This is a genomic window from Lonsdalea quercina subsp. quercina (genome assembly GCF_000688655.1).
In the GTDB taxonomy this organism is placed as follows: domain Bacteria; phylum Pseudomonadota; class Gammaproteobacteria; order Enterobacterales; family Enterobacteriaceae; genus Lonsdalea; species Lonsdalea quercina.
Window position 1 is genome coordinate 241003 of the sequence record NZ_JIBO01000007.1, and the last position, 26574, is coordinate 267576.

Annotated in this window: 21 protein-coding genes and 3 tRNA genes; 10 read left to right on the forward strand and 14 right to left on the reverse strand. The window is 56.6% G+C overall.

Features of this window, described 5'->3' with window-relative positions; translation table 11 throughout:
- Positions 1 to 19 precede the first annotated feature (19 nt).
- Positions 20 to 844 (forward strand): 2,3,4,5-tetrahydropyridine-2,6-dicarboxylate N-succinyltransferase, encoded by an 825-nt coding sequence (gene dapD, locus RZ35_RS08575; protein ID WP_026742929.1) that lies wholly within the window; start codon positions 20 to 22, stop codon positions 842 to 844.
- A gap of 121 nt (positions 845 to 965) precedes the next feature.
- On the forward strand, positions 966 to 1355 hold the full coding sequence (locus RZ35_RS08580; RefSeq protein WP_026742930.1) for a DUF3461 family protein: 390 nt from the start codon (positions 966 to 968) through the stop codon (positions 1353 to 1355).
- Between the two features lie 97 nt (positions 1356 to 1452).
- On the opposite strand, the gene RZ35_RS08585 is transcribed toward RZ35_RS08580, so the two are convergent.
- The 4 genes from RZ35_RS08585 to syd all read right to left on the reverse strand — a co-directional run bounded on the left by RZ35_RS08585 (position 1453) and on the right by syd (position 4255).
- On the reverse strand, positions 1453 to 1911 hold the full coding sequence (locus RZ35_RS08585) for a flavodoxin (RefSeq protein WP_026742931.1): 459 nt from the start codon (positions 1909 to 1911) through the stop codon (positions 1453 to 1455).
- 45 nt (positions 1912 to 1956) lie between these two features.
- Entirely contained in the window at positions 1957 to 2712 is a 756-nt protein-coding gene (gene truC / locus RZ35_RS08590; protein ID WP_026742932.1) for a tRNA pseudouridine(65) synthase TruC, read from the reverse strand.
- A gap of 4 nt (positions 2713 to 2716) precedes the next feature.
- Positions 2717 to 3037: a YqcC family protein gene (locus tag RZ35_RS08595; protein WP_026742933.1), complete on the reverse strand. Its 321-nt coding sequence runs from the start codon at positions 3035 to 3037 to the stop codon at positions 2717 to 2719.
- 663 nt (positions 3038 to 3700) lie between these two features.
- The gene (gene syd, locus RZ35_RS08600; protein ID WP_026742934.1) at positions 3701 to 4255 is read right to left on the reverse strand and encodes a SecY-interacting protein; all 555 of its coding nucleotides are present in this window, start codon (positions 4253 to 4255) and stop codon (positions 3701 to 3703) included.
- Between the two features lie 225 nt (positions 4256 to 4480).
- On the opposite strand from syd, the gene ppnN reads away from it, so the two are divergent.
- Both ppnN and xni read left to right on the forward strand, forming a co-directional pair.
- The gene (gene ppnN, locus RZ35_RS08605; RefSeq protein WP_026742935.1) at positions 4481 to 5845 is read left to right on the forward strand and encodes a nucleotide 5'-monophosphate nucleosidase PpnN; all 1365 of its coding nucleotides are present in this window, start codon (positions 4481 to 4483) and stop codon (positions 5843 to 5845) included.
- 73 nt (positions 5846 to 5918) lie between these two features.
- Positions 5919 to 6683, forward strand: a complete 765-nt coding sequence (gene xni / locus RZ35_RS08610) for a flap endonuclease Xni (protein ID WP_026742936.1) — start codon at positions 5919 to 5921, stop codon at positions 6681 to 6683.
- An 18-nt stretch (positions 6684 to 6701) separates the two neighbouring features.
- Here xni and rlmM read toward each other — a convergent pair whose 3' ends face one another.
- The 4 genes from rlmM to RZ35_RS08630 form a co-directional block, all read right to left on the reverse strand.
- Positions 6702 to 7802, reverse strand: a complete 1101-nt coding sequence (gene rlmM, locus RZ35_RS08615) for a 23S rRNA (cytidine(2498)-2'-O)-methyltransferase RlmM (protein ID WP_026742937.1) — start codon at positions 7800 to 7802, stop codon at positions 6702 to 6704.
- Complete coding sequence (locus RZ35_RS08620; protein WP_026742938.1) at positions 7795 to 8190, reverse strand: DUF423 domain-containing protein; 396 nt, start codon at positions 8188 to 8190, stop codon at positions 7795 to 7797. The genes rlmM and RZ35_RS08620 overlap by 8 nt, the downstream gene beginning before the upstream one ends.
- Before the next feature lie 52 nt (positions 8191 to 8242).
- Positions 8243 to 9172 carry a transcriptional regulator GcvA gene (locus RZ35_RS08625; RefSeq protein ID WP_026742939.1) on the reverse strand — a complete coding sequence of 310 codons (930 nt, stop codon included), beginning with the start codon at positions 9170 to 9172 and terminating at the stop codon, positions 8243 to 8245.
- Positions 9173 to 9511: 339 nt separating this feature from the next.
- Complete coding sequence (locus RZ35_RS08630) at positions 9512 to 9733, reverse strand: YgdI/YgdR family lipoprotein (RefSeq protein WP_026742940.1); 222 nt, start codon at positions 9731 to 9733, stop codon at positions 9512 to 9514.
- A gap of 183 nt (positions 9734 to 9916) precedes the next feature.
- On the opposite strand from RZ35_RS08630, the gene csdA reads away from it, so the two are divergent.
- A complete protein-coding gene (csdA, locus tag RZ35_RS08635) occupies positions 9917 to 11122 on the forward strand; it encodes a cysteine desulfurase CsdA (protein ID WP_026742941.1) in 1206 nt (401 codons plus the stop codon).
- A 5-nt stretch (positions 11123 to 11127) separates the two neighbouring features.
- Positions 11128 to 11571, forward strand: coding sequence for a cysteine desulfurase sulfur acceptor subunit CsdE (gene csdE, locus RZ35_RS08640; protein WP_026742942.1), 444 nt, complete (start codon positions 11128 to 11130; stop codon positions 11569 to 11571).
- Here csdE and tcdA read toward each other — a convergent pair whose 3' ends face one another.
- The gene (gene tcdA / locus RZ35_RS08645; protein WP_026742943.1) at positions 11572 to 12384 is read right to left on the reverse strand and encodes a tRNA cyclic N6-threonylcarbamoyladenosine(37) synthase TcdA; all 813 of its coding nucleotides are present in this window, start codon (positions 12382 to 12384) and stop codon (positions 11572 to 11574) included.
- 186 nt (positions 12385 to 12570) lie between these two features.
- Positions 12571 to 13746 carry a murein transglycosylase A gene (gene mltA / locus RZ35_RS08650; protein ID WP_026742944.1) on the reverse strand — a complete coding sequence of 392 codons (1176 nt, stop codon included), beginning with the start codon at positions 13744 to 13746 and terminating at the stop codon, positions 12571 to 12573.
- A gap of 226 nt (positions 13747 to 13972) precedes the next feature.
- On the opposite strand from mltA, the gene RZ35_RS08655 reads away from it, so the two are divergent.
- The 3 genes from RZ35_RS08655 (at position 13973) to RZ35_RS08665 (ending at position 14303) form a co-directional block, all read left to right on the forward strand.
- Positions 13973 to 14049 (forward strand) — tRNA-Met (locus RZ35_RS08655).
- A 50-nt stretch (positions 14050 to 14099) separates the two neighbouring features.
- A tRNA-Met gene (locus RZ35_RS08660) sits at positions 14100 to 14176 on the forward strand.
- A 50-nt stretch (positions 14177 to 14226) separates the two neighbouring features.
- A tRNA-Met gene (locus tag RZ35_RS08665) sits at positions 14227 to 14303 on the forward strand.
- 116 nt (positions 14304 to 14419) lie between these two features.
- Here RZ35_RS08665 and amiC read toward each other — a convergent pair.
- On the reverse strand, positions 14420 to 15658 hold the full coding sequence (gene amiC, locus RZ35_RS08670; RefSeq protein ID WP_026742945.1) for an N-acetylmuramoyl-L-alanine amidase AmiC: 1239 nt from the start codon (positions 15656 to 15658) through the stop codon (positions 14420 to 14422).
- Positions 15659 to 15891: 233 nt separating this feature from the next.
- Between amiC and argA the strand changes: the two genes are divergently transcribed.
- Entirely contained in the window at positions 15892 to 17217 is a 1326-nt protein-coding gene (gene argA / locus RZ35_RS08675) for an amino-acid N-acetyltransferase (protein WP_026742946.1), read from the forward strand.
- Between the two features lie 83 nt (positions 17218 to 17300).
- Here argA and recD read toward each other — a convergent pair whose 3' ends face one another.
- The 3 genes from recD to recC form a co-directional block, all read right to left on the reverse strand.
- Entirely contained in the window at positions 17301 to 19154 is a 1854-nt protein-coding gene (gene recD / locus RZ35_RS08680) for an exodeoxyribonuclease V subunit alpha (RefSeq protein WP_026742947.1), read from the reverse strand.
- Complete coding sequence (recB, locus tag RZ35_RS08685; RefSeq protein ID WP_026742948.1) at positions 19147 to 22713, reverse strand: exodeoxyribonuclease V subunit beta; 3567 nt, start codon at positions 22711 to 22713, stop codon at positions 19147 to 19149. Before recB ends, recD begins: the two co-directional genes overlap by 8 nt.
- Before the next feature lie 436 nt (positions 22714 to 23149).
- Positions 23150 to 26566: an exodeoxyribonuclease V subunit gamma gene (recC, locus tag RZ35_RS08695; protein ID WP_026742950.1), complete on the reverse strand. Its 3417-nt coding sequence runs from the start codon at positions 26564 to 26566 to the stop codon at positions 23150 to 23152.
- Between the last annotated feature and the right edge of the window lie 8 nt (positions 26567 to 26574).

The following is a 26574-nucleotide window of genomic DNA, read 5'->3' on the forward strand; positions in this document are numbered from 1 at the left end:
CACGAGATAGAGAGTCAGGATGCAGCAATTACAAAACGTCATCGAAACAGCCTTCGAACGCCGCGCAGAAATTACGCCGGCAAATGCAGACACCGTCACGCGTGAAGCGGTCAATCAGGCCATCAACCTGCTGGACAGCGGTGCGCTGCGCGTCGCAGAGAAAATCGACGGTCAGTGGGTCACTCATCAGTGGCTGAAGAAAGCCGTACTGCTTTCCTTCCGTATCAATGAAAACCGCATCATCGATGGCAACGAAACGCGTTACTACGATAAAGTGCCGATGAAATTCGCCGACTACGACGAAGCACGCTTCCAGCGTGAGGGCTTCCGTGTCGCGCCGCCTGCCAGCGTACGTCAGGGCGCCTTTATCGCGCGGAATACCGTCCTGATGCCTTCCTACGTCAACATCGGCGCTTATGTCGATGAAGGCACGATGGTCGATACCTGGGTCACCGTGGGTTCCTGCGCGCAGATCGGTAAAAACGTCCACCTGTCCGGCGGCGTCGGCATCGGCGGCGTTCTGGAACCGCTGCAGGCCAACCCGACCATCATTGAAGACAACTGCTTCATCGGCGCACGTTCCGAAGTGGTTGAAGGCGTGATCGTTGAAGAAGGTTCCGTCATTTCAATGGGCGTGTTCATCAGCCAAAGCACCCGCATTTATGACCGCGAAACCGGCGAAGTCCACTTCGGTCGCGTACCGGCAGGCTCCGTCGTCGTTTCCGGCAACATGCCTTCCAAAGATGGCAGCCACAGCCTGTACTGTGCCGTCATCGTCAAGAAAGTTGATGCGAAAACCCGCGGTAAAGTGGGCATCAACGAGCTGCTGCGCACCATCGACTGATCTATCTACATTTGGGGGGNGAAATGACCCGCCATTTTTATGACCAGTCGGAGCACAGCAAATATGGACCCGCTGCATTGCACAAAATGTAGCATGGCTTAGAACTGGAAGAGGTGATGCTATGTATGACAATCTGAAGAGCCTCGGGATCAGCAACCCGGAAGATATCGACCGTTATAGCCTGCGACAAGAAGCCAGCAATGACATTCTGAAAATCTATTTCCGCAAGGATAAAGGCGAGTTTTTCGCCAAAAGCGTGAAATTCAAATATCCCCGTCAACGCAAAACCATTGCGGCGGATAATGCGGGTCAGGGCTTCCGGGAAATTAACGAAATCAGTCCCAATCTCCGCTATGTCGTCGATGAGCTAGATCAGATCTGTCAGCGCGAACAGATCGAAGTCGACCTGAAACGCAAAATTCTGGCCGACTTACGCCATCTGGAAAGCGTCGTCACCAACAAAATTAGCGAGATTGAGTCCGATTTGGAAAAGCTGACCAAAAACCGGTAAAGCGTCTATCCACTCATTTCCTTGCGCTATGCAGCAAAACGGGGCCGAAGCCCCGTTTTTTTGCGCTGATGTTGCGCCACTTCTCTAAAGGTCAAGATTAGGCGCGGCTTTCCACCAGGTCGGCCCACGTTTCAACCCATGCACAGGACACCACTTCCGGTTCCGGCTGCTCTGTCGCATCGATCTCCAGCCTTTCGCCGATTCGCTCCGCCCCCAGCTCTTGCAGCAAGGCATCGAATTGACGACCGCCGCCGCAGTAGACGTCATAGCTGCTGTCGCCCAGCGCAATCAGGCCGTAGCCCATCAGGGGTAAAGGCCCACAGGTGTCGCTTAGCGCGGTGTACAAAGAGACGATAGACTCAGGCAGTTCACCCTGCCCTGTCGTGGAAGTCACCACCAGCACTTGCTGCTCACGATAGGTCAGCCAGTCTTCCAACGAGCCGCCCTCGAAAATCTTCACTTCATGCCCGCGCTCTCTGAGAATATTTTCCGCTTCTTCAGCGACCAACAACGCGTTACCGTAAACAGTGCCAACAAAAATACCGATCTGCGCCATGACGCAATTCCCTCAATCAGACAGATTAACCCCGCTATCCTGACCTCAGGTCGCGGGAAACTCAACCCTTTCAAAATCAGGGAGAATACCCTCCCAACCGAACTGCGACATCACGCTCTGCCAGGTTTCATCCCAGCGCGCTTTAATCTCCAGCGTCTCACCTGTTACAGGGTGAGCGAGCGACAAACAGCTGGCATGCAGCATCATCCGCTGACAGCCAAAATGAGAAGCCATACCGCGATTCTGCTTGAGATCGCCATGCGTGCTGTCGCCAATGATGGGGTGATGAATGTGACTCATGTGCCGTCGTAGCTGATGCTTACGCCCATTTTCCGGCTGCAGTTCCATCAATGTGTAGCGAGACGTGGGATAACGGCCGATGGCGACCGGCATCTCCGCCTGCGCTAACGCGCGATAATGGCTGACCGCAGGCTGTGGCCCCTTATCGGGATTGGCGAATTTGTCCGCAATCTTGTCCAGCTCTTCCGTTAAAGCATAGTCAATGGTATCAGAATCAAAAACGTGTCCGCGTACCACGGCATGATAGGTTTTCTTCAGGTCATGCTGTTCAAACAACGTGGACAGTTGACGAGCGACCTCGCTGGATAACGCCAGCAGCAGAACGCCGGAAGTCGGCCGGTCAAGACGATGCACGGTGTAGACATGCTGGCCAATCTGGTCGCGCACCGTCTGCATGACCACCACTTTCTCTTTGCGGTCGAGCCAACTGCGGTGTACCAACCAGCCGGGCGGCTTATTGACCGCCACCAGATACTCATCCTGATAGAGAATGTCTAACATCGGTTTATTTTCCAAAGAAACCATCCAGCTCGCGCAGCGCGTTAAGCAGAAGCCGNAGTTCCTCTTCGCGTCCTTCAAAAGCCATTTCGAAGTAGGGATGAATTGCAAANCGCTCAGGCAATGGCGCACCACTATCCAGTAGCGCATGCATACGCGGCAACAGAACCCACTGCAGCCACTGTTGGGCTTCCATCGTATCCACGCAGAAAGGCTCGGCGCTTGAGAAGGCCTCTGCCTCCGGCGGCTTGCTCTGCCACAATTCACTTTCTCTCAGGGCATGCTCAACAGCCAACAGGGCTTGCCGAAGCTGAATTTCTTCACTCATACAGAATCTCAAACAGGCTAACAGTAGGGCGGCAAAGGATAACATCGATGCCGCGCGGTGGCATCCTGCGAAATACCTTCACGTCGAGATGTCGCCGGAACAAAAAATGGGGGTANTGATTGCTCAGTACCCCCGATTCGTTTTATAGCAATCCCGCTACACGGTTGCTTCCCTGCTCATCCTTGAAAACTTTTCCTTGGTGGTCATCCCGACCCGCAATTCCCTCGCTGGCGNTCCCTCTTTCTTCCTTGACTGCCGTTCCCTCACGATCTTCCTGATCTCGTTCCCTTTAGGCTCCTGCCCCACCAGCATGTCCAAGCCGGCTCCCATTCTCCATCATGGAGGTGTCCGTGCTTTCATCCTGAAAACATTTCATCCTGAAGCATTTCGGCTGGAGCGGACGCGTAATCATTAAACAACGATATTACATCGTCCTGTTACCATGTTGCCTGGCGAATAATAAGATGTATTAATTAAAGCGAATCGGCAAGCCCCTAATTCAGGGCAACATACCTTCCACCCGGCCATTTTCAATGCCATGAAATTTAACTTATTGAAAAATAATGGTTAATCGTTATTTTCACACTATATTAATATAAAATATAAGCGATAACCTACAGCCATTGTGAGATATTTCTCACACACTGAAAAGCGAAACACGCTTCAGTAATATTGAATCAATGGCTGAAGCTTATATAAAAACTCCGATAATGTCGCGGCAAGTACACGCCTTTTCTGCGTTCCAAACTCTTCCAGGATGACTTCCCCGCTCACGTTGCACAGCGAAATCAACGTCATTTCCGACGCCGTCGTCGCCAAAAACAGCGTCGGTGGCAGCTTTCGCCGCTTCTGCGTCACCAGATGACCGATCAGGNTTTCCTGCATACGGATAAGATCCTCATCGCTCCATGCCTGTAACACTGTGCAATGAATTTCGTCGAAGTGGGCTTCCATATCTCCGGCATACTGACTGGTATAGAACGCATGCGCATCGGGATGTAGTTGGATATCCAGCGCGCGTTCGACGCCATCCAGACGTTGGTGAGCCCCGCCTGACTGTGGCAACCACTGCACCTGTCCGTCGTGCGTAGCGACGATACAGGGCGAGGGAATGCCATACAGCGCTTCAGAGGCGGGCGGATGCCCCGCATGCTCCTGCCAACGACTCACATAGCGCTGGGTAAAATCGGTTAACGCTTGCAGCACCTGTTGATCCATCATTCTTCTTTACTCTACCGGTCGGGTTACACTACCTCGCATTGTAACCTGAGAGTGCGGCCGATCGTCGATAACATCACGGCCAAAATGCGCAACGCCCCGCAGTGTGGACGTCACGGCGCTGTCGAAGATTGGCAAAATGATTAGCGCACGTTAAGGTGAAGAAGCGAGTCAAAAAGTCCGATCAAAGAACCGACGTCATACCCTACGTATCAAGGAGCAAAATTGATTACACATATCAGCCCGCTCGGGTCTATGGATTTGCTGTCGCAGTTGGAAGTAGACAGGCTCAAAAGTAGCGCCAGCAGCGACCTTTACCGCTTATTTCGTAACTGTTCGCTGGCCGTATTGAACTCCGGCAGCCAGACGGACAACAGTAAAGAATTACTCTCCCGTTTCGAGAGTTTCGACATCAACGTGCTGCGGCGTGAACGCGGCGTGAAGCTTGAATTGGTTAACCCGCCTGAAGATGCATTTGTGGATGGCCAGCTGATCCGTTCGTTGCAGGCTAACCTGTTCGCCGTCCTGCGCGACATTCTGTTCGTCAACGGTCAAATCACGCAAACAGGTCAATTTCAAAACCTTGACCTGGAGAATTCGACGCATATCACCAACATCGTCTTTTCCATTCTGCGCAATGCGCGCGCGCTGCACGTGGGCGAAGAGCCGAACATGGTCGTTTGCTGGGGCGGTCACTCCATCAACGAAAAAGAGTATCTGTACGCCCGCCGGGTGGGCAGCCAGCTGGGGCTGCGCGAGCTAAATATCTGCACCGGCTGCGGACCCGGCGCGATGGAAGCGCCCATGAAGGGCGCAGCCGTCGGCCATGCGCAACAGCGCTACAAAGACGGCCGTTTCATCGGCATGACGGAGCCTTCAATCATCGCTGCCGAGCCACCCAATCCGCTGGTCAACGAACTGATCATCATGCCGGATATTGAAAAACGGCTGGAAGCCTTTGTCCGCATCGGCCATGGGATCATTATTTTCCCGGGCGGCGTCGGCACGGCAGAAGAGTTCCTGTACCTGCTGGGGATCATGATGGATCCTGCCAACAGCGAACAGGTGCTGCCGATCATCCTCACGGGTCCGGAAGAGAGTGCGGACTATTTCCGGGTGCTTGACGAATTCATCGTCAGTACGCTGGGACGTCAGGCCCGCCGCTACTACAGCATCATCATCAATGATGCCGCTGAAGTCGCACGCGAGATGAAGAAGTCGATGCCGCTGGTAAAAGAGCATCGCCGTCATACCGGCGACGCCTATAGCTTCAACTGGTCGCTGCGCATCGCTCCCGACTTGCAGATACCTTTCGTACCCACACATGAAAATATGGCGAATCTGCATCTGCACCCCGACCAGCCGACCGAGCAACTTGCCGCCGCGCTGCGCAAGGCGTTCTCCGGCATCGTGGCGGGCAACGTCAAAGAAGGCGGTATTCTGGCCATCGAACAATTTGGACCCTATAAGCTCGACGGCAATGCGGAAATCATGAAAAACATGGACCGTCTGCTTCAGGGCTTTGTCGCGCAACAGCGTATGAAGCTCCCGGGCAGCGCCTACATCCCCTGTTATGAAATTTTGACCTGACAAGACGTCCGCTCTGCCGCTTTCCAGGACTCCTTCGGATGGCGGCAGAGCGCTTTATTCGCGGAGACGAATCATGCCCTTACATCTTTTGATTGTGGATGCGCTGAACCTCATCAGGCGCATCCATGCCGTACAGGGCTCTCCCTGTTTACCTGCCTGTCAGCATGCCCTGAATCTGCTGTTGCAACACAGCCGACCGACCCATGCCGTCGCCGTCTTCGACGACGAGCAGAGAGCATCCAGTTGGCGGCACCAGCTTTTACCCGATTATAAAGCCGGGCGTCCTCCGATGCCGGACTCGCTTCATCAGGAGTTACCGCAAATCAAAGCGGCTTTCCGGGAGCTGGGCGTCGAAAGCTGGCACTCCCCCGGAGACGAAGCGGATGACTTAGCCGCGACCCTGGCCTGCAAGGTTGCCGCGCTGGGCCACCAGGCTACGATAGTGTCAACGGACAAGGGATATTGTCAGCTGCTGGCGCCGACGATTCAGATTCGGGATTACTTTCAAAAACGCTGGCTGGATGTGCCCTTTATCCGCCAGGAATTCGGCGTCGCCCCGCAACAACTCCCTGACTATTGGGGATTGGCGGGAATCAGCAGCAGCAAAATCCCCGGCGTCAGCGGCATCGGCGCAAAAACCGCAGCACAGCTTCTGCAACAAGCGGGATCGTTGGAACAACTTTATCAGCAGTTGGAGCAACTGCCGGAGAAGTGGCGTAAAAAGCTGGAACCGCAGCGGGAAGCGGCCTGGATTTGCCGCCAGGTCGCCACGCTGAAAACCGATCTCACGCTGAACGGCAATTTGCAGCAGCTGCGGCTGACATCGACGGCGGGCTAGTACGCCCGCCGCCCTCTCTTAACGCTCGTCGCGACGGCCGGGTATCGCGGCCCATATACGTCGGGCGTGGATCGTGATTTCCTCACGATCGTGATAGAGCTGTTTGGCATGAGCTTCCGCGTTAATACCGTTTTCATGCAAACGTTCCATCAACAGCTCCAGATTTTGATTCACTTCCTCGTAGCGCTTTTTCATCGGCAGCTTGAGGTTGAAAATCACTTCACGGCACCAGCCTTTCACCAGCCAGTCTGCCATCAGGTTCGTGACCTTGGCAGGTTTCTCTACCATGTCGCACACCAGCCAGTAAACGTTGTTGCGCGGCGGTTCGAACCGGAAACCGTCCGCCTGATGGTGAATCACCTGGCCGGTATCCATCAGGCTCTGCGCCATCAGCCCGTTATCCACCGCGTGAACCATCATGCTGCGCTTGACCAGCTGATAGGTCCAGCCGCCGGGACAGGCGCCTAAATCCACCGCATACATACCGCTGCCCAACCGCTCTTCCCATTCGTCCGCCGGGATAAATACGTGAAAAGCTTCTTCCAGTTTGAGGGTGGAGCGGCTCGGCGCATCCGCGGGAAACTTAAGCCGCGGGATCCCCATGTAGAACGGAGAGTTGTTGTTGCTGTAGGAGTAACCGACATAGCAGCAGCCGGGCGCGATAAACAGCACGTGAATCACCGGGCGACCGGGCTTTTCCTGCGGTGACAAGATCTTACTTTCACGCAACGCCGCGCGCAGCGGCACGGTGAACTTGCGGCAGAACTTCATCAGTTCCTTGCTTTCATTGGTATCCGGCACCTCGACGCGCAGCTCTCCCGCTCGTTCCAGCACGCCGGTCAGCATGCCGACGATCGGCGAGATGCGATCTTCCTGCGGCAGATCGCGCAAAAGCTCGCCGCACACCATCATCTGTCGGGCGAAGATCAGGCTCTTGAACGGTAATTCCTTGATCAGGCGATCGGCATCTTCATATTGATAGCACTCGAAAATGACGTAGCCGCTGTTATCCTTGACCCGCACGAAGCCGTAAACGTTATACTGCGCGGCTTTATCGGTAATTTCCGCCGCACACTCTTTTTCAAAGCCGGGACGGCAGTACAAAATGACTTTATTCATGCGAGTCAGCCTTTCTTTTCTGGCGCAGAGCGCCTATCAACAACAATAACCAGCCGCCCAGGAAGCAAAAGCCGCCCACCGGCGTAACATAAGCCCACATCCGCAGCTGGGACAGCGCCAGACAGTACAAGCTGCCGCTAAACAGCACGGTTCCCAGCCCCAGGAGCGCCGCGCTCCAGTAAAACCACACGTTGGCTCGTTGGTTCATAGCCACACTCAACGCCAGGAGCGCCAGCGTGTGGACAGCCTGATACTGCAGCCCGGTGTGGAGCCAATCCAGTTCGGCCCCGCCGAGCGTACGGCTTAAGACATGAGCGCCGAACGCGCCTAATGCGACATATATAAATCCACTGATGGCCGCAAAGATCAGCATGAAACGGCTATTCATCATCGTTATCCATTTTCTTTTGAGGTAAACAAAGTGCTTGAATCCCGAAGATTCAGCGCGAGCCGCTGTCGTAGCGGAAGCGGAATTTCTCCTGTTCGCTCGCCGCGCGCGCCAGTATCCACTGGCGAAAGGCGGCTATTTTACCCAGTTCTGCCTGACTGTCATGACATACCAGATAAAAAGCGTTTTTACTGACCAGCACATCGTTGAACGGACAGACCAATCTGCCCGCTTCAATTTCCGTCTGCGCCATTACATTATTAGCTAGCGCGATCCCCTGACCGTGTATTGCCGCCTGTAACACCATTGCGCTATGGCTGAAGATCGGCCCTTGTTGAACGTTGATCTGCTGAACGCCCAATTGCCGCGTATAAGTCAGCCAGTCACGACGGGAAGCATCATGCAATAAAGTATGGCGAACCAAATCCGCCGGCACATTTAGCGCATGCTCTCCGGTCAGCAGTTGAGGGGCGCAAACGGGCAGTAAATACTCGGCGTAGAGTTTCTCCACCCTCAGTCCCGGCCAGTTGCCGCGGCCATAAAAAATCGCTACGTCCACATCATCCGCCAGACGATGATCTTCTTCACGCGAGACCGCCTGAATTCGGACATCGATGCCCGGATATTCCGCGTTAAAACTGGACAGCCGAGGCACAAGCCAATGGATGGCGAAACTCGGCAGCATGCTCACCGTCAACGCCCCTTTGGCGCTGCGCGCCTGCAGCTTGCGAGTGGCGTCGTTCAAGGCCAGGAAGATTTCTTTGATATCTAGAAAATAGCTCTGCCCTTCCTCCGTCAACAGCAGTGAACGATTGCGACGACGAAATAATTTCAGGCCGAGAAAATCTTCCAGGGATTTGATTTGATGGCTCACCGCTGCCTGAGTCACAAACAACTCTTCAGCTGCTTTGGTAAAACTCAGGTGGCGGGCGGCCGCATCAAACACGCGCAACGCATTAAGAGGGGGTAGTCGTTTTGACATAGATCGGATTCTTGGCTCAAGCCTGTCAGCGCGGGTCTGACGTATGGTAAGTCATTAGTTTTTTTAATCCGAGACATTATAAATTGTCCGTTGAGGATGCACCAGCAAATACCTATATTAGCGCCACTTCCTGAGTCGGAACGAAAAGTGCGGAGGGATGACCGAAGTACTTTTGACTTGTGGATGTGATGTTGTGTTTGCTATTTACCGTCTGGATTTCAGACAAGGTAGCTCTGCTACCTTTTCATTTCCTGTTTTCCCTGTCTATTCACAAGATTGTGTAGGGCACCGCAAGATTGCGGTGCTTTTTTTTGTTGATACGAATAGTGTCAGACGGGGTTATTTCACTTCTGTCATCTGTTTCACATCGGAACGGTTGATCTGCTGTTCGTGACCAAAAGCGTCGGTATAGCTGATCAGGCCGGTATCATTATCCACTTTCGGTTTGCCATCCGAGATGATCGTCCGTCCGTCGTTGGTATGCAAAACATAGTTGCTGGAGCAGGCCACCAACGAAAAGGCCATGACAATGGCCGCAATGATTGATATTTTATTCTTCATATTACACTCCGAGTAGTTTTATAAGTTTAATATCTTCTATTGAACGCCATTAAATTCCACAACTTGACACTACTAAGCGTAGCAACCCGCCCGATTTTTTCCACCGATAAGGGGTAAGTATTGTCCGAAACTTGTCTAACCCTGAAAAATGGGACAGGATCTGCCCCTTAACAGAGGACAGTCATGATACCGTTTAACGCCCCCCACTTTCGCCAGCAGTTCCCTGCGCTACAGCAGCCCGGCGTCTATCTGGACAGCGCCGCTACCGCGCTTAAACCTCAGGCAATGATTGACGCCGTCGGCCGCTACTACCGCTTGCAGAGCGGCAACGTGCATCGCAGCCAGCATCGCTGGGCGCAACGACTGACCCAATGCTTTGAGGACACGCGACAGCAAGTGGCGGAGTTGATCGGCGCCTCCGATCCGCACAGTGTCATCTGGACGCGAGGGGCGACTGAGTCCATCAATCTGGTGGCACAAAGTTTTGCCCGTCCTCTGCTCTCGCCTGGTGACGAAATTGTGGTCAGCGAGGCCGAACATCACGCCAACCTCTTGCCTTGGCTGATGGTGGCCCGGCAAACCGGCGCGAGCGTCGTCAAACTGCCTCTGGGCGACGATCTGCTGCCAGACGTCGAACGTCTGCCCGCTTTGCTGTCGTCTCGAACACGAATCCTGGCGATTACCCAGATGTCCAACGTCACCGGCGGGCAACCGAACCTGCAACGCGCCGTTACGCTGGCGCATCAGGCTGGCGCCGTCGNCGTGGTCGATGGCGCACAGGGAATAGTGCATACGCCCGTGGATGTCTCTGCATTAGATATCGATTTTTATGCGTTTTCGGCCCACAAGCTGTATGGCCCCACCGGCGTCGGCGTCCTGTATGGTAAACCCGAGCTGCTAGCCGAGATGCCGCCCTGGCAAGGCGGGGGGAAGATGATGCAGGACGTCTCTTTCGACGGCTTCGTTCCTCAAGACGGTCCGCAGAAATTCGAAGCAGGCACGCCGCATATCGCCGGCGTCATCGGCCTATCGGGCACCCTTGAATGGCTGAAAAACTACGACCGCTACGCGGCCGAACAGCACAGCGCTGCGTTGGCCGATCAGGCGGAGAAAGCATTGATGACACTGCCCGGCTTTCGCAGTTGGCGAAGCGCCGGTAGCAGCCTGCTCTCCTTTACTTTTGACGGCGTACACCACAGCGATCTCGTCGCCCTGCTGGCGGAAGACGGCATTGCGCTGCGCGCCGGCCATCACTGCGCACAACCGCTGATGGCCGCCCTCGGCGTCAAAGGCACGCTGCGGGCCTCTTTTTCGCCTTACAACAATGAGCAAGACGTGACGCAACTCATCAATGGGTTGCGCAAAGCGCTCGCTCTGCTGCTGGACTAAACGACATGACTTCAAATCCGACTCACCATCCTTTCGGCTCCGACATTACAGAAGACGATCTGCGCCAACGTTTCTGCGCCTGCCGCAGTTGGGAAGATCGCTATCGCCAGATCATCTTGCTGGCCAAACAGCTTCCCTCCTTACCCGAAGAGAAAAAGCAGTCCGCCATCGCGCTATCTGGGTGTGAAAATCAGGTTTGGTTGGGATACGAACGAGAAGCGTCCGGAGCTCTGCATTTCTATGGCGACAGCGATGGTCGCATCGTCCGCGGATTGTTGGCGATACTGCTCACGGCCGTTGAAGGAAAAACCGCAGCGCAATTGCAGCAGCAGGATCCGCTGGCGTTGCTGGAAACTCTGGGTCTGAAAGCTCAGCTGAGCGCGTCCCGCTCAGCCGGACTGGCGGCGCTAGCCGCCAGAATCCAGGAAATTGCGAACCTGGAGTGCTGATTACAGGCTGTTTTGACGCTGAGCTTTCGCCATCATTTTTTTCAATGCATGAGAAACCGCCACAAATCCGAAGGTGGCGGTCACCATCGTCGCCGCGCCGAACCCAGACGCGCAGTCCATCCGTTTAACGCCATCGGCGCTCTGTTTAGATGCACACACACTGCCGTCCGGCTGAGGGTAAACCAGCGGTTCACAGGAAAATACACAGTCGATGCCCAGCTTGCCCTTGCTGTTTTTCACGATATTGAAATCATGCTTCAGACGCTCACGCAGCTTGGCGGCCAACGGATCCTGAATGGTTTTAGCCAGATCCGCCACGGCGATACGGGTAGGATCGATCTGCCCGCCAGCACCGCCGGNGGTGACGAGCGGGATCTTGTTGCGCCGGCAGTACGCTAATAGCGCAGCCTTCGCCCGCACGCTGTCGATGGCGTCGATCACATAGCTGAATTCGTTATTCAACAGCTCCGCCATATTGTCAGGGCTGATAAAGTCGTCCACGCAGGTCACCTGACACTCTGGATTGATCGCCAGAATGCGCTCCGCCATCACTGCCGTTTTCGGCTGTCCGGTATGCTGACGCAACGCATGAATCTGTCGGTTGGTATTACTGACGCAAACATCGTCCATATCAATCAGAGTGATCGCGCCGATGCCCGTCCGCGCCAGCGCTTCCGCCGCCCAAGAGCCCACCCCGCCGATGCCGATTACGCAAACGTGAGCCTCGGCGAACAGCGACAGCGCCTGCTGTCCATACAGTCGAGCTGTGCCGCCGAAGCGCTGCAGATAGCTTTCAGATAACCGTGAACTCATGACTCACCACCTTTACGGGATACGACCTGTAGAAAACAAACGGCGAGGATAATAACGCAGAGCGAGGCATTTGCGGAGAGAGAGATGAAATGAAATTTTTGCTCGGCGGCAAATTCGTTATCCGAGCGCAACCATGACGAAGCGGGCGCGGCAACCGCGCCCGACGTCATGATTGTCATTATGTCATTACTGAGAGAAGGACACTACCGGCGGCTTTCCGAGTAACCCGCCGTTCGTGTTTTGCGCCGGCGAAGAGCTCAGCAGCAGCCCGGAACTTTGCGGCTGCGTATTACGCAATACCCAGACTCGTCCGTAATGGTTATAAAAACCGGCGGAATGACCCGCGTCAGGGCCGATCCCCTGATAGATGTCAAAGTGCTGCCCCTTGATTGCACCGCCGACATCCAGCGCAATCATCAGACGCATTTCATAGTTGCCGTTGAATTTGCCCTGATCATCCAGCAGCGGGACTTCCGCCAGCAACACGCTGCCTTCGGGGATTAGCGAGCGGTCGGAGGCGACGGAAGCCTTGGCGATCAAAGGCACCGCGCTCGCGCCGCGCACTAACGCCGCATCCATCGGCTTGAAGAACACAAAGGAAGGGTTCTGTTCCAGCAGTTNGCGAACTTCCTGTTCAGAGTGAGTGTCCGCCCAGTGACGAATCGCCTGCATCGACATGTTTTCTTTTGCGACTTCACCTTCATCGATGAGGACTTTGCCGATACTGCGATAGGCATGACCATTTTTGCCCGCGTAGGCAAAGAACGTCAGAGGGCGACCATCGCCAAAGTCGACATACCCGCTCCCCTGAACCTCCATCATGAAGTTGTCCATCAAAGAGTTGCTCCAGCCCAAAATTGGAGCATTGCTGAGCGCGCCCGCATAAATGCCCGCGCGATCGGGAAGACGGCGGTTTTTCTTGCCGCGCGACGGCATGCCGTAGATGGGGTACTGGAACTCCCCTTGCCGGGTGTAGCGCGCCTGCACTACCGGGGTGTAGTAGCCGGTGAACTGAACGTTGCCGAAGCCGTCTACGCCTTCCATTTGCCACGACCCCAGACCAAACTTGCTCAGCTCACGCGTATCGCCGCCCGACAGCATCCAGTTCTGGATCGCCTGGAACGTAGCGTTATTGTTGCTGTAAAGAGTGGGAGAATCCGTCTGAATGTGCGTGACCTGACTGGCGAAGTCGCCGGCGTTAATCGGCTTGCCGCGCGTGTTCGGCTCGTTCACCATTTTCAGAGGCTGAGTGAGATGTCCGTCTTTATACTGCTGCCCCTGATCGGTAGGCCGACTCTGGCATCCCGCCAAAACGGCGATCATTAAGCCGACCAACACATAACCGCTTCGCCATCCTTTCATCTTTCCCCGCTCTCTTCTCAAGTGGTGTGCAACACGGAACGATAACAAACGGGTGGATAAAATGAAATGCGGCCGACACCTCATGCCAATCCCCTCAGCGTTATCAATCCCCCTACCAGGTTTACGTCAATAGATGAAGAAACAAACAAAGACAAGTGAAATCATTGATTTTTGCTAAAAAGGGGTTGCATAGAAACGCTTGGAGAGTATAGTGCGCTTCCACGGACGCGGGGTGGAGCAGCCTGGTAGCTCGTCGGGCTCATAACCCGAAGGTCGTCGGTTCAAATCCGGCCCCCGCAACCAATTCACGTTTAAAACGTGAAAGTAGTGAGAAAGAAAAGCCATAANACGGACGCGGGGTGGAGCAGCCTGGTAGCTCGTCGGGCTCATAACCCGAAGGTCGTCGGTTCAAATCCGGCCCCCGCAACCAATTTATGCCTAAGAAGTGAAAGCAGTAAGAAAGAAAAGTCAGAATACGGACGCGGGGTGGAGCAGTCTGGTAGCTCGTCGGGCTCATAACCCGAAGGTCGTCGGTTCAAATCCGGCCCCCGCAACCAATCATTAAACNCCTTAACGGGTGTTTTTTGCGTTTTAAGGCCAGCTGATTCCCGAAGGCTCCAAACAGGGATGAACGCGCCTCAGCCCGTCCTCCCTGCACTATCGACTCCCTAACCTATCTGGCTCGCTGAGCGAAATACGCTTTGATCCCTTCGAGGATTGATTGCGCCACCTGCTGTTGGAATCGTGCGGTACGCAGCTTACGCTCTTCTTCCGGATTGCTGATAAAGGCGGTTTCCACCAGAACCGAGGGAATATCCGGCGCTTTTAGTACCGCAAATCCCGCCTGATCGACGCTATTTTTATGTAGATGGTTGATTTTCCCCATCCGGCGCAGAATTTCTCCGCCGAACTTGAGGCTGTCGCTGATAGTCAGTGTCTGCACCATGTCCAGCATCGTGTGATCGAGATAGCGATCGCCGCTCATGCTAACGCCGCCGATGAGATCCGATTCGTTCTGAGTCTGCGCCAGAAAACGCGCGGCGGAACTGGNCGCCCCCTTTTTCGACAACGCGAAAACTGAAGATCCTTTAGCCGCACGGTTGGTGAACGCATCCGCGTGAATGGAGACAAACAAATCGGACCGCTGTTTGCGGGCTTTCGCCACACGCACCTGCAACGGGATAAACACGTCTTCATTACGCGTCATATACGCTTTCATGTTCGGCTCGCGATCGATCAAGGCTTTCAGGCGGCGCGCAATCTGTAGCACCACGTCCTTTTCTCGCGTCCGATTTTTTCCGATCGCGCCGGGGTCTTCCCCACCATGCCCCGGATCCAACATCACCACCAACGGCCTCTCCCGGCCCGGCTTCCCTGCGAGCGGCGCTTCTTGCGGCAGAGTGCGTCCAAGATCGCCTTTGTTGTAGTCCTCAAGCAGCGCCAGAAGCGGGTCTTCCGCATTGTCGTAACGCCCTTCGACGGGATAAAGATCGAGCACCAGACGATTTTTAAACCCGGCGACCGGCGATAGCGCAAACATTTTGGGACTGACCTGCTGTTTCAGCTCCAACACCAGTCGCACCGTCTGCTTATCGAACTGCCCTGCCCGCGCGGTCTTAATGTAGGGGTCGCCCTGATTGAAGCGTTGGCCTACATTTTTCAGCACGCTATTCAGCGAGACGTTGTCGATGTCCACCACCAACCGCCGGGGATTATCCAGCATAAATTGCCGATACTTCAGAGGATGGCTGGATTCCAACGTGACGCGAGTATAGGCCGATGCCGGCCAAATACGCACGGCGATGACCTGAGAAGTGGCGGCGAGACCAACGCCGGTAACGCTCAATAGCCAGGTCGCGGCCGCACCCTGCAATAGTCGTCGGCGGGTCAGAGGGTGATTCGAATCAGACATGCGGCTCCGGTTTACGTACGGGGTAACAATTAATGACGATGGAAAAGGTTATGTTTTTCAGAAATGCCCGAAACTTTATCGAATCTGCCCCATACTGTCATGAAAAAAGTTTCCCGGTTAAGCCTGCATATTGGAGTTGCAACGTGAACAAATGCGGGCGATGAAATGCTTGCCTTTTATGCTATTAAGCATAAAAATACAAAAATACCGAATAAAAATTCAGGGGGCTCGCAGTGAAGGAACGTAGTACAGAACTGGTTCAAGGCTTCCGCCATACAGTTCCTTATATCAACGCGCATCGCGGCAAAACGTTCGTCATCATGCTAGGCGGTGAAGCGATCGAGCATGAAAACTTCAGCAATATCGTCAGCGACATCGGCCTGCTTCACAGCCTGGGCATCAAGCTGGTTGTGGTCTACGGCGCCCGACCGCAGATCGACGCCAACCTGGTCGCCCACCATTGCGAACCGACCTACCACAAACACACTCGCATTACCGACAGCACCACGCTCGAACTGGTGAAGCAAGCCGCCGGCATGTTGCAACTGGACATCACCGCGCGTCTGTCGATGAGCCTGACCAATACGCCGTTGCAAGGCGCACATATCAACGTCGTCAGCGGCAATTTCGTTATTGCCCAGCCGCTCGGCGTGGATGACGGCGTGGACTACTGTCACAGCGGACGCATTCGCCGTATCGATGAAGAGGCGCTTCACCGCCAGTTGGAAAGCGGCGCCATCGTGTTGCTTGGCCCCGTCGCGGTGTCCGTAACAGGCGAAAGCTTCAACCTGACCTCAGAAGAAGTCGCGACACAGCTAGCGATAAAACTGCAGGCAGAAAAGATGATCGGGTTCTGCGCCGGACAAGGCGTCACTGACCCAAACGGCAACGTGATTTCCGAAATACTGCCGGAAGAAGCGCAGCACCTGATCCAGAGCCAGGAAGAAGTGGAAGACTTCAATTCCGAAGTCGTGCGTTTCCTGCGCGGCGCGGTGAAAGCCTGCCGCAGCGGCGTGCGACGCAGCCATCTCATCAGCTATCAGGAAGATGGCGCGCTGCTGCAGGAACTGTTTTCCCGCGACGGTATCGGGACGCAGGTCGTTATGGAAAGCGCCGAACAGGTTCGCCGTGCAACCATCAACGATATCGGGGGAATTCTGGAACTGATCCATCCGCTGGAACAGCAGGGCATTCTGGTGCGCCGCTCCCGCGAACAGCTGGAAATGGAAATCGACAAATTCACCGTGGTCGTCAGGGACAACCTCACCATCGCCTGTGCGGCGCTCTATCCGTTTCCTGAAGAAAGCATTGCCGAGATGGCCTGCGTGGCGGTCCACCCGGAATACCGTAACTCTTCCCGCGGCGACCAACTGCTGCATCNCATTGAAAGCCAGGCTCGTCATCAGGGGCTTAAGCGCCTGTTCGTGCTCACGACGCACAGTATTCACTGGTTCCAGGAGCGCGGTTTCCAGCCCGCCGAGGTCGCCATGCTGCCACGGCGCAAGCAGGAGCTGTACAACTATCAGCGCCGTTCGAAAATACTGGTCATGGATCTCTAAAGCGTTATCGCCAGGCCAGACCGGCGCGAAAGCACTGTCCTTTCGCGCCGCCCATTTCCCCAACCCTTTCTTCTTTCGACCCTCTACTCCGCCATCAAAGAGCGAATGCGTGTCTCGAGTCCGCTGTAGCGCTGCGTCGGCGTGCTGACCGCCCGGCACAGTATCGCCCCATCGCTAAATAACGACAGCCGCTTGCGGGCGCGAGTAATGGCGGTATACACCAACTCCCGCGTCAGAACAGGGAGAAAGTGGTTAGGCAGCGCCAGCGCCGTGTGTTCGAACTCGGAGCCTTGGGACTTATGCACGGTCATCGCATAGGCCGTTTCATGCGGCGGCAGTCGGCTGGGCGCAACCGATTTGGTTCGCCCATCGGGCAGTTGGAAATAGACCCGCAGCTCGCCCTGTTCGTTTGTCATACTGATGCCGATGTCGCCGTTGAAAAGCCCGAGCACCGCGTCGTTGCGCTCAATCATCACCGGGCGGCCCACATACCAGCGTCCACCGTTGAGCGTCGGCCGTTGAATCAATCCCGCCATCTGCAGCGCGCGTTCAATACGCTGATTCAGCCCGGCGACACCAAACGGTCCTTCTCTGAGCGCACACAGCTGTCGGTAACGTTGAAAGGCCTGCAATACCTGCTCCGGGGCGTCGCCGCTGGCAATACGCTGAAGATAATCCGTATATCCCTCCACCGCCTGATCCAGCAGGCGCTGATAGTCTGAGTTATCCGCCAGCGGCAGACAGGCGATATCGCCATACCCCTGCTGCAAAACGGCCAGCAGATGGGCCTCGTCGCCCCGATTTACTGCCTTCGCCAGCTGTCCTATGCCCGAGTCCGCCGTGAAACGGTAACTCTTGCGCAGCAGACAAATGCTGTCGGCCACCGAGGCGTTCGCCGCCGATCCCGACTCCAGCGTGCAGCCGGTAAGGCGATTCAACTGCTGACTCCGCTGCTGACTGTAACCCTGTTCGGCGAAACGACAGATATCGCCGAGCACCGCCCCGGCCTCAACCGAAGCCAGCTGGTCGCGATCGCCTAACAGTATGATGCGAGCCTGCGGCGGCAGCGCGGCTATCAGATTCGCCATCATCGGGAGATCGACCATCGAGGCTTCGTCCACCACCAGGACATCCAAGTGCAGCGGATTGTCCTGATGATAGCGCAGGCGCTGGCTGTCGGGCACCGCGCCCAGCAGGCGGTGCAGNGTGGTGGCTTCTTGCGGAAAAGCCAACCGCTCGGCGTCGCTGAGCGGCAGCTGACTTAACACGCTGCCTAAGGATTCGGTGAGACGCGCCGCCGCCTTTCCGGTCGGCGCCGCCAGTTGGATGCGCGGCGATGGTCCCTTCTGCAACGCAATCAAAGCCGCCAGCAGTCTGGCGACCGTCGTCGTTTTACCGGTGCCAGGCCCGCCGGAGATCACCGCAATCCGTCGGGTCAAGGCGACCGCGGCGGCGATCTTCTGCCAGTCAGCTTCGCCCTCAGCCGCAGGAAACAGCTCATCCAGCACCGCCCGGATACGGGCTTCGTCGTAGACTGTTTCAGCGCGATTACCGGCGATAAACTGGGCGACACGGCTCTCACCCTGCCAGCTGCGCTGCAAGTAGAGGTTGTCCTGCTGAAAAACCAGCGGGGCCACCGCTTCTCCCTCGCCAACGGCAGGATCGCTCAACAGACGCTGTCGCCATTCGGCCTCGTCCGGCTTTCCTAACCGTTGCCAAATCTCCTGAGCCAGCGCCCGATCGCGCCCGTCAAACAGCGCGTTGGGATGAAGCTTAGACAGCGGCAGGCAAACGTGCCCCGCGCCGACGTAGGCGCTGAGGCACGCCGCCGCCAGCAGGAGATGCGGCTGATCGTCTTCCGCCAGCATCCGGGCAAACTGCACGTCCAGCGGACGTAACCATCGCCGCTGACGGGCTTCTTCCAACAGCTCAATCATGCCCGACATGCGCGCCCTCCGTTAACTCTTCGCCGCAAAACAAATCATCCATATCGTCGACAAACGCCCGAGAAGGACGCGTGAAATAGATCCCGTTACCGGGATGCTCGGCGCTGACGCCGCGCAGAAACAGATAAAACACGCCCCCGAAGTGCTGTTCATAGTCGTAATTCGGCAGTCGATGTCGCAGATAACGATGCAGCGCCAGCGTATAGAGTTGGTACTGCAGGTCGTACCGATGCTCCGCCATCGCCCGCATCATGGCGTCCTGCGTATAGGCGCTGGCGTCATGCCCCAGCCAGTTGGATTTATAGTCCAGCAGGTAGTAGCGTCCCTGCCAGACAAACACCAGGTCGATAAATCCCTTCAGCATGCCTTTGACCTGCTGGAACGATAACGCCGGGCAGAGCGCCGAGAGCGGATCGTGATGTCTGATCAGGCGGTCCAACGCATCGGCGGTGAGCATCCGCTGGATCGGCAGATAGAATTGCAGCTCGGCCTNTTTATGTCCGTTATCCAGCTCGGCGAGCCGAATGGCGTCATCGTTAAGCGGGAGCGTCAGAACATTCTCCATCCAGGGCTTCAGCACCGACAGCCACTCATCCTCGATGCCATATTGCCGCAGCTGTTCCAACAGCCACGCGTCGTCGATCGGTTGGGTGAAGTCCAACGTTTCAAATAGGCTGTGCAGAAACGTCCCCGGCGCCGCGCCGCGCGGAAACGAGNGCGGCGAACGCTCTGCCATCTCCTCTTCCGCCGCTTCGCCCATCGAGTCAATATCAAAACGGGGCAACAGCGCCTGGATCGTATCGGAACCGTGCTGCTGCAACCCTGAATAACTGGTCACCCGCCAGCCGTCGCGCAGCCGTCGGGTATTGCGCCTTGCCTCTAGCGACGGCGGCAGCGCCGACTCCGGCTGCCACGGCTGCTCATCTTGCGCAGCCGCCATGTTTAACGCGATATCCTCACCGACCATGCCTTCCAGTTCGGCGATGAGCGCCTCCGCGGTAGCCGCCTGACCGCGCTGCAACAGGTAGCCCAGCGCGCTGTGGTGCATATCGCTTTCGCCCTCTTTCTTCTTTGTACCCTGAAACAGCGGCGCTACCCCGACCGCGCAGTGATAAATAGCTCGGGTCATCGCCACGTACAGCAGCCGTAAATCTTCCGCCAGCCGTTCCTCTTCCGCCAGTTGCTGACTCTCTTCGCCGTTTTGCAGATCCAACATGGCCCGAAAATTCTGCCTGTCGTGGTAAATCCCCTCCTGCTGAGGGCGAAAGTTGCCGATGAAGGGCAGCCAGACCAGCGGATATTCCAGCCCCTTGGACTTATGAATGGTCACTATCTGCACCAGATGGCGGTCGCTTTCCAGCCGCAGCTGCTGGTTCTCCGCCTGTGGGTTAGGCTGGGCGATTTGCTGGGCCAGCCAGCGCACCAACGCATGTTCGCTGTCTAACGACGCCGAGGCCTCCTGCAACAATTCACCGATATGCAGGATATCCGTCAGGCGGCGCTCGCCATCGGCGCTCGCCAGCACATCCTCCGCCAGTCGACGATGCGTCATCAGCGCGCGTAACATCGGCAGAACGCCGCGTTGCAGCCAGAGTTGGCGGTAGCGGGCGAACTCATCCACCAGCGCGTCCCAGTTCGCTTCGCTACGGCTCAGCGCATCCAGGGACGGCGCATCCATCCCCATAATCGTGGTCGCCATTGCCGCACGCAGCGCGCGCTCCTGTTCCGGCGCCAGCACCGCCTGCAGAATCCACAGCATCTCTCTCGCTTCCACGGTGGCGAATACGCTATCGCGGTTGGACAGGTAGACGGATGGAATGTGCAGACGGTTTAACGCCTGACGGATCAACATCGCCTCTCGTCTGCTGCGCACCAATACGGTGATATCCGCCGCCCGTACTGGCCTGGTCTCACCGTGTCCATCCNCCAGCCACGCCTGCCCCGACTGTCCGGCGCTCAGCCAGTCGCGGATCTGTCCCGCGCACTGACGGGCCATCACCTGCTGATATTCGCCGACTCCAGAGCCTTCCCGACTACTCAGCCAGAACTGCAGCGCCGGCATTCTTGCGCCTTCCATTACAAAAGCATAAGCGTGGTTTTTCGAGGCCGAATTAACAGACAGAAACGGAATTTGTTCGAAGATGAACGGAGATTCGACGCGCTGAAACAGTTGATTCACCGCATCCACCATACCGGGCGCCGAGCGCCAGTTGGTGTCGAGCGTATAGTGCGACGGCACCTCTGCGCGCGCGCGCATGTAGGTGAAGATATCCGCGCCGCGAAACGCGTAAATCGCCTGTTTCGGGTCACCGATCATCAGCCAGCCGCACTGCGGCTGGTCAGCATAGATCGTATGGAAGATGCGATATTGCTGGGTATCCGTATCCTGAAACTCATCGATCATCGCCACCGGATAACGCGTGCGGATCGCCTCTGCTAATTGGCCGCCTTCCTGCTGCTGCAGCGCTTCATCCAAACGCCCCAGCAAATCGTCGAAGCCCAGCTCCNCCCGCCGCTGCTTCTCCTCCCGCACCGTGCGCTTGATCTCTTTAAGCGCCAGCCAGATGACCAGATCTTTTAGCGTCAGGGATTCCTGCAACAGCCGTTCTACCGCGCTGAATACGGGGTGAATCGGCGGCTCGCCTTTCGTCGTCCGCTCAATCAGCTCCTGCTGACTAAAACGTTCCAACTCTTTCGGTAGCTGATAACCTTGCGTCGGCTGCTCGGCCCACTCGCCCNCCTTGCGCAGCCAGTTGGGCAGGTTACGACTGCTGTAGCGTCGTTTATCTACACCGGATCCGCGAATCAGCGCCTCCAAGTCGGACGCCTCGCGCCACGTCTGTTTGAAGGCGTCAATGATGGCAACGATCCGTTGATGCCGCTCCAGCAAAGTTTCTTCCTGCTGCGGCGGCTGACGCAGCGTCGGCATTTCTCCATGCAGATAGGGGACCAACGTCTGCAACAAGGCCTCCGGCCCTGCCCACTGTTCGCTCACTGCCCTGACCACGTCCAGGGGCAGCGGATAGCAGTGGCGACGCCAGAAGTCGGCGCAGGCCTGACGGCGCAACGGCTGTTCATCTTCCAGCAGCCGCTGTTCGAACAGAATGCCGGATTCGAAGGCGTGGGTCGTCAGCATACGCTGGCAGAAACCATGAATGGTGTAGATGGCCGCTTCATCCATCTGCCGCTCCGCGCGCAGCAGCACCTCGGCCGCCTCGCTATGCCACTCCTGCGGGATCTCGGCCAGCAGTTGCAGCATGAGCGCATCGACGTCCTTCCCCCCCACACAGGCGAGATAAAGCTCATGAATATTTCTACGGATACGCTCACGCAGCTCTTCCGTCGCCGCCTCCGTGAAGGTGACCACCAGAATCTCTTCGACGAGTAAAGGACGAGGATAAGCATGTTCACCGCCCAGCCCCAGCAGCAAACGTAGATAAAGCGCGGAAAGCGTATAGGTTTTGCCCGTTCCCGCCGACGCTTCAATCAGCCGCTCGCCGGACAGCGGCAGCGTGAATACATTAAGACTATGCGCAGTCACTGTCGTCATGATTGTTCCGCCTGCAGAGGNGACAAGATGTGTTTTAAGGCGCTGATGGTTAAATGACGCGCCTCTCCAGCCGCCGCCGTCTTATCCATCAGCCTGTTGACGCGGTTAATCCGCCGCAAGATTGAGATATCGAGCTTCAGGTTGAAATCATTCGGTATAAGCATTAATGCCATAGACAACAACGATGGGCTACGTGCGGTGACGGCATGACGCAGCCGCGCCACTTCGGTTAACGCGCGCCTCATTTCGTCGAATCCTGGTCGACACGATGTTACTGCTAAGAGCGCCCGATGCCGATATAGGTAGACATCCGGCATGGGTATGACCTGCCGTTGACGCTGTCCCGCCGTGATGCCTTGCCGTCGTGTGACGAAGCCACCGCGCGGCGTTCTTTTCGACGCCCTCCATTCCTTCGCGTCATCCCCCCCGCTACTGTTCAAAACTGATTAAACCGAACGGCGGGGAGTAACCATGTCTTCGCCGCAGCCGTCACCTGATCAATCCTTTCACTGTCCATCTCCCGCACGATGCGCTGCAGGTAATAATCCTCCCCTTCGCCTGACAGGTTGAAGGTTCCCTGCCACGCCTCCAGAAGCTTTTGCTGCGCCTTATTAAGGGCGGCTTCATCGGTCTGCAGGCTGTCGCTTTTACGATCGTAAATGACGTTCAGCCAGGCGCCGCCGGAGCGATGAAGCAGCAGCAACGGTTGATTCATTCCCTGCTGATAGCCGCGAATCATCAATGCCAGACATTCCCGCGCCTGCGCCTCGCTCAGTGAGGGAAAACGCCAGCCGCTGTCGTCGCGTCCATAGATCCGACTTTCGCCTTGTCCGCCATTCAGACAGTAGGCCAGATGCTCCAGCCACAGCATCATGCCGTCCACCAGCGAAATTTTACCGGGACGCCAGCGCAGTAGGCCGTCGTGCTGAATTTGCGTCAGCCAGCCGGTGACGCGCACGCCGTCCAGCGTGATATCCAGCTCCTGACTGTCCAACAGCGCCAACTGCCGTTCTTCGCGCACGCGAGCCGCCAGATTGCGCATTTCATCCATCTGCGTCTGCCAATACAGCTCGCCGAAGGCGCCATAAGGCAGCGTCCCGGCCGCACGCATACGCCGATACAGCTGATCCGCGTCGCCATCGTTGATCAGTTCGTTCAGTAGCAAAGTATTCATTTGATAACGATCGAGGTGATCGACCCAAAACGGCTCCTCTTCACGTAGCTCCTGATCGTCGAGCACAAAATTCACGCCGAGACGCAGTTGGAAAAACGCGCGGACAGGATGACGATAGAAACGTTTCAGTTCATCCAGTGTCACTTCGCTGTAGTGCTGCTCCGGCAACGGCAGGTCGAACGGCGGTTGGCTTTTGCCTTCACGCCCTGCCGCCGCCAGCCACTCAGCGGCAAAACTCTGCGGCCTGCCCTCAGCGATAAAGTTATCCGCATCGAACGGCATCCGCGGATGCTCACAGCAGAGCGTTGCCAAAAGACGCTCTGCGCTGACATCACCGTCCAGATATTCATCGCCCGGCACGCAGTAACTTTGGGTGATGTAGTCGAGCAGTTCGCTGACCAGTACGGAGGGAAAGCGCCGGCTATTGTCCTGGATGGAGTGCCCGATATAGCTGATATAGAGCCGGTTTTGCGCCGACAGCAACGCCTCCAGAAACAGATAACGGTCATCTTCCCGCCGGCTGCGATCGCCGCGGCGGCGGTGCCGCGACATCAGGTCGAACCCCAGCGGCGGCAACGTACGCGGATAAACGCCGTCGTTCATCCCCAGCAGGCAGACCGCCTTGAAAGGGATTGAGCGCATAGGCATTAGCGTACAGAAATTCACTGCGCCAGCCAGGAAACGCTGGCTGAGCCGCTCCCGGTCGAGCCTGCCCGCCAGCTCGCTGCGTAACAGCGCGACGGGCACGGGCTGCGGATAGCGCGCCTGCATGCCGGTATTGATGATCTGCTGCCAGTGCTCCTCGATCAGCGTCAACGCCGCTTCAGCGTCGCCGTCCGGCAAAAAGAAATCATCGACTAATTGGCGGCACAGCGGTTGCCACTCTTCCAGCGTACGCGGCTGCTGCAAACGCTGCCGCCATTGACTCAGCTGCATCAGCAAGTCCGCCAATTGCCCGGCAAGTTCGGCGATCAGCCCGCTGGACTCGTCATAGGGAAGCACACCCCGCCAGTCTCCCGCATGGCTGTCCATCGCATACCCCAGCAGCATACGCGTGATGCCGAAGCGCCAGGTGTGCTGGCCGGTCGGCGGCAGCATCAGCTCCCGAACGTTGTCGTCATCCAGCCCCCAGCGAATGCCGGACTCCGTCACCCAAAGCCGTAGGCGTCTCAGCCCCTCTTCGTGAATGCCGAATCGGTTCGCCAGCGCCGGAACTTCCAACAGCGCCAAAACCTGTTCCGCCATAAATCGGCTGGTCGGCAGCTCCAGCAGTGTCAGCACCGCCTGCAAGGCGGGATGCGCATGACGCGCGCGCTGATCTGAAATGGAAAACGGCAGATAGCGATCTTCCGGCGCGTTGCCGAATACCGCCTGAATAAACGGCGAATAGCTATCGATGTCCGCCACCATCACGATGATGTCGCGCGGCATCAGCTCAGGGTCGTCCGCCATCATCGCCAGCAGTTGGTCATGCAACACTTCCACTTCACGCTGCGGACTGTGACAGGCATGAACGGATACCGAGCGATCACCCGGCATCAGCGGCCGTTTGCGGCGTTTCGTTTCTACGCTACTGTTTGGCGGCTGTGTAATTTCGCTCTTCTCACCGGTCGCGACGAGACGGCTATCTTCCAGCTCCAGAATATCCCGCTGTAGCGCGCTAAGCAGATGTTGCGCGTCAATATCCACATACGCAGAGACGCCGTTCGTCTCATCCAACTGCTCCAGCAGATGCAAATTGTCACGCCCAAGCTTGCCCCATGAGGCCAGCAGCGGGTTACCTACATTCTGCTCGCCATCATCTTTAAACAGGGATTCGGCACGCGCCGGATCGCGGAATAACGGCCGGCTTTCAGACGTTATCCGCCGATTCTGATACAAGCGCCACTGGCGTCCTTTCAGACGAGCCAGAGACGTCTCGTCCTGAATATCGCCCCAATAATAGCGACAAGGATTGGTAAACAACAGGTGTACGTCGATATGTTTGCCCAGCGCATTCAACGCCTGCAAATAGACCGGCGGCAATGCGGAAATACCGCAGATAAATACGCGATCCGGCAGTCCGGCAGGACGGTTTTCCGCCTGTTCCAGTACCTGGATAAATCGCTGATAGAGGATAGTGTGGTGCCATTCAAGCTGTCCCAGAGATTGCGTGTACTCCACCAGCCGCCGCCAGAGCGGCGCCTGCCATTGCTGGGCATCTCCGGCCTCATCCACATCTAGCCCCTGCTGCCAACGCATAATCCAGTCAGGGCGGTAAATCAGATATTGATCGAACAGATCAGCCGTGCGCCCGGCCAGTTGGTGCAACTTGCGATCGTCGCCATCCTCTTCCAAATAGTGGGCCAGCAGAGCAAAAGCAGGGTCATCCAACTGCTGGGGCAGCAAATGCATCAGCTTCCAGCTCATGGCTTCCTTGCTAAAGGCACTCTCCTTGGGGATTTCGGGGATCAGACGCCGACACATGTCCCACAAAAAGACGCCCGGCAGAGGAAATTGGATATTAGCGGCGATGTGAAATTTTTCGGCCAGTTCGATTTGGAGCCACTGCGCCATACCCGGGCTTTGCACTAACACCATTTCCGGCTGGAAAGGGTCGGTAAGTGGTTGCTGCTGCATCAGCGCCGCCGTCAGCTCCTTCAATATATCCAGCTGATTGGAGTGGTAAACCGTGAACATGGTGACTC

Excerpts from the sequence above, each read along its gene's own strand:
- dapD (WP_026742929.1), top strand. The coding sequence starts at position 20 with ATGCAGCAATTACAAAACGTCATCGAAACAGCCTTCGAACGCCGCGCA.
- RZ35_RS08580 (WP_026742930.1), top strand. The coding sequence starts at position 966 with ATGTATGACAATCTGAAGAGCCTCGGGATCAGCAACCCGGAAGATATC.
- RZ35_RS08585 (WP_026742931.1), bottom strand. The coding sequence starts at position 1,911 with ATGGCGCAGATCGGTATTTTTGTTGGCACTGTTTACGGTAACGCGTTG.
- truC (WP_026742932.1), bottom strand. The coding sequence starts at position 2,712 with ATGTTAGACATTCTCTATCAGGATGAGTATCTGGTGGCGGTCAATAAG.
- xni (WP_026742936.1), top strand. The coding sequence starts at position 5,919 with ATGCCCTTACATCTTTTGATTGTGGATGCGCTGAACCTCATCAGGCGC.
- rlmM (WP_026742937.1), bottom strand. The coding sequence starts at position 7,802 with ATGAATAAAGTCATTTTGTACTGCCGTCCCGGCTTTGAAAAAGAGTGT.
- RZ35_RS08620 (WP_026742938.1), bottom strand. The coding sequence starts at position 8,190 with ATGAATAGCCGTTTCATGCTGATCTTTGCGGCCATCAGTGGATTTATA.
- RZ35_RS08625 (WP_026742939.1), bottom strand. The coding sequence starts at position 9,172 with ATGTCAAAACGACTACCCCCTCTTAATGCGTTGCGCGTGTTTGATGCG.
- RZ35_RS08630 (WP_026742940.1), bottom strand. The coding sequence starts at position 9,733 with ATGAAGAATAAAATATCAATCATTGCGGCCATTGTCATGGCCTTTTCG.
- csdE (WP_026742942.1), top strand. The coding sequence starts at position 11,128 with ATGACTTCAAATCCGACTCACCATCCTTTCGGCTCCGACATTACAGAA.
- recC (WP_026742950.1), bottom strand. The coding sequence starts at position 26,566 with ATGTTCACGGTTTACCACTCCAATCAGCTGGATATATTGAAGGAGCTG.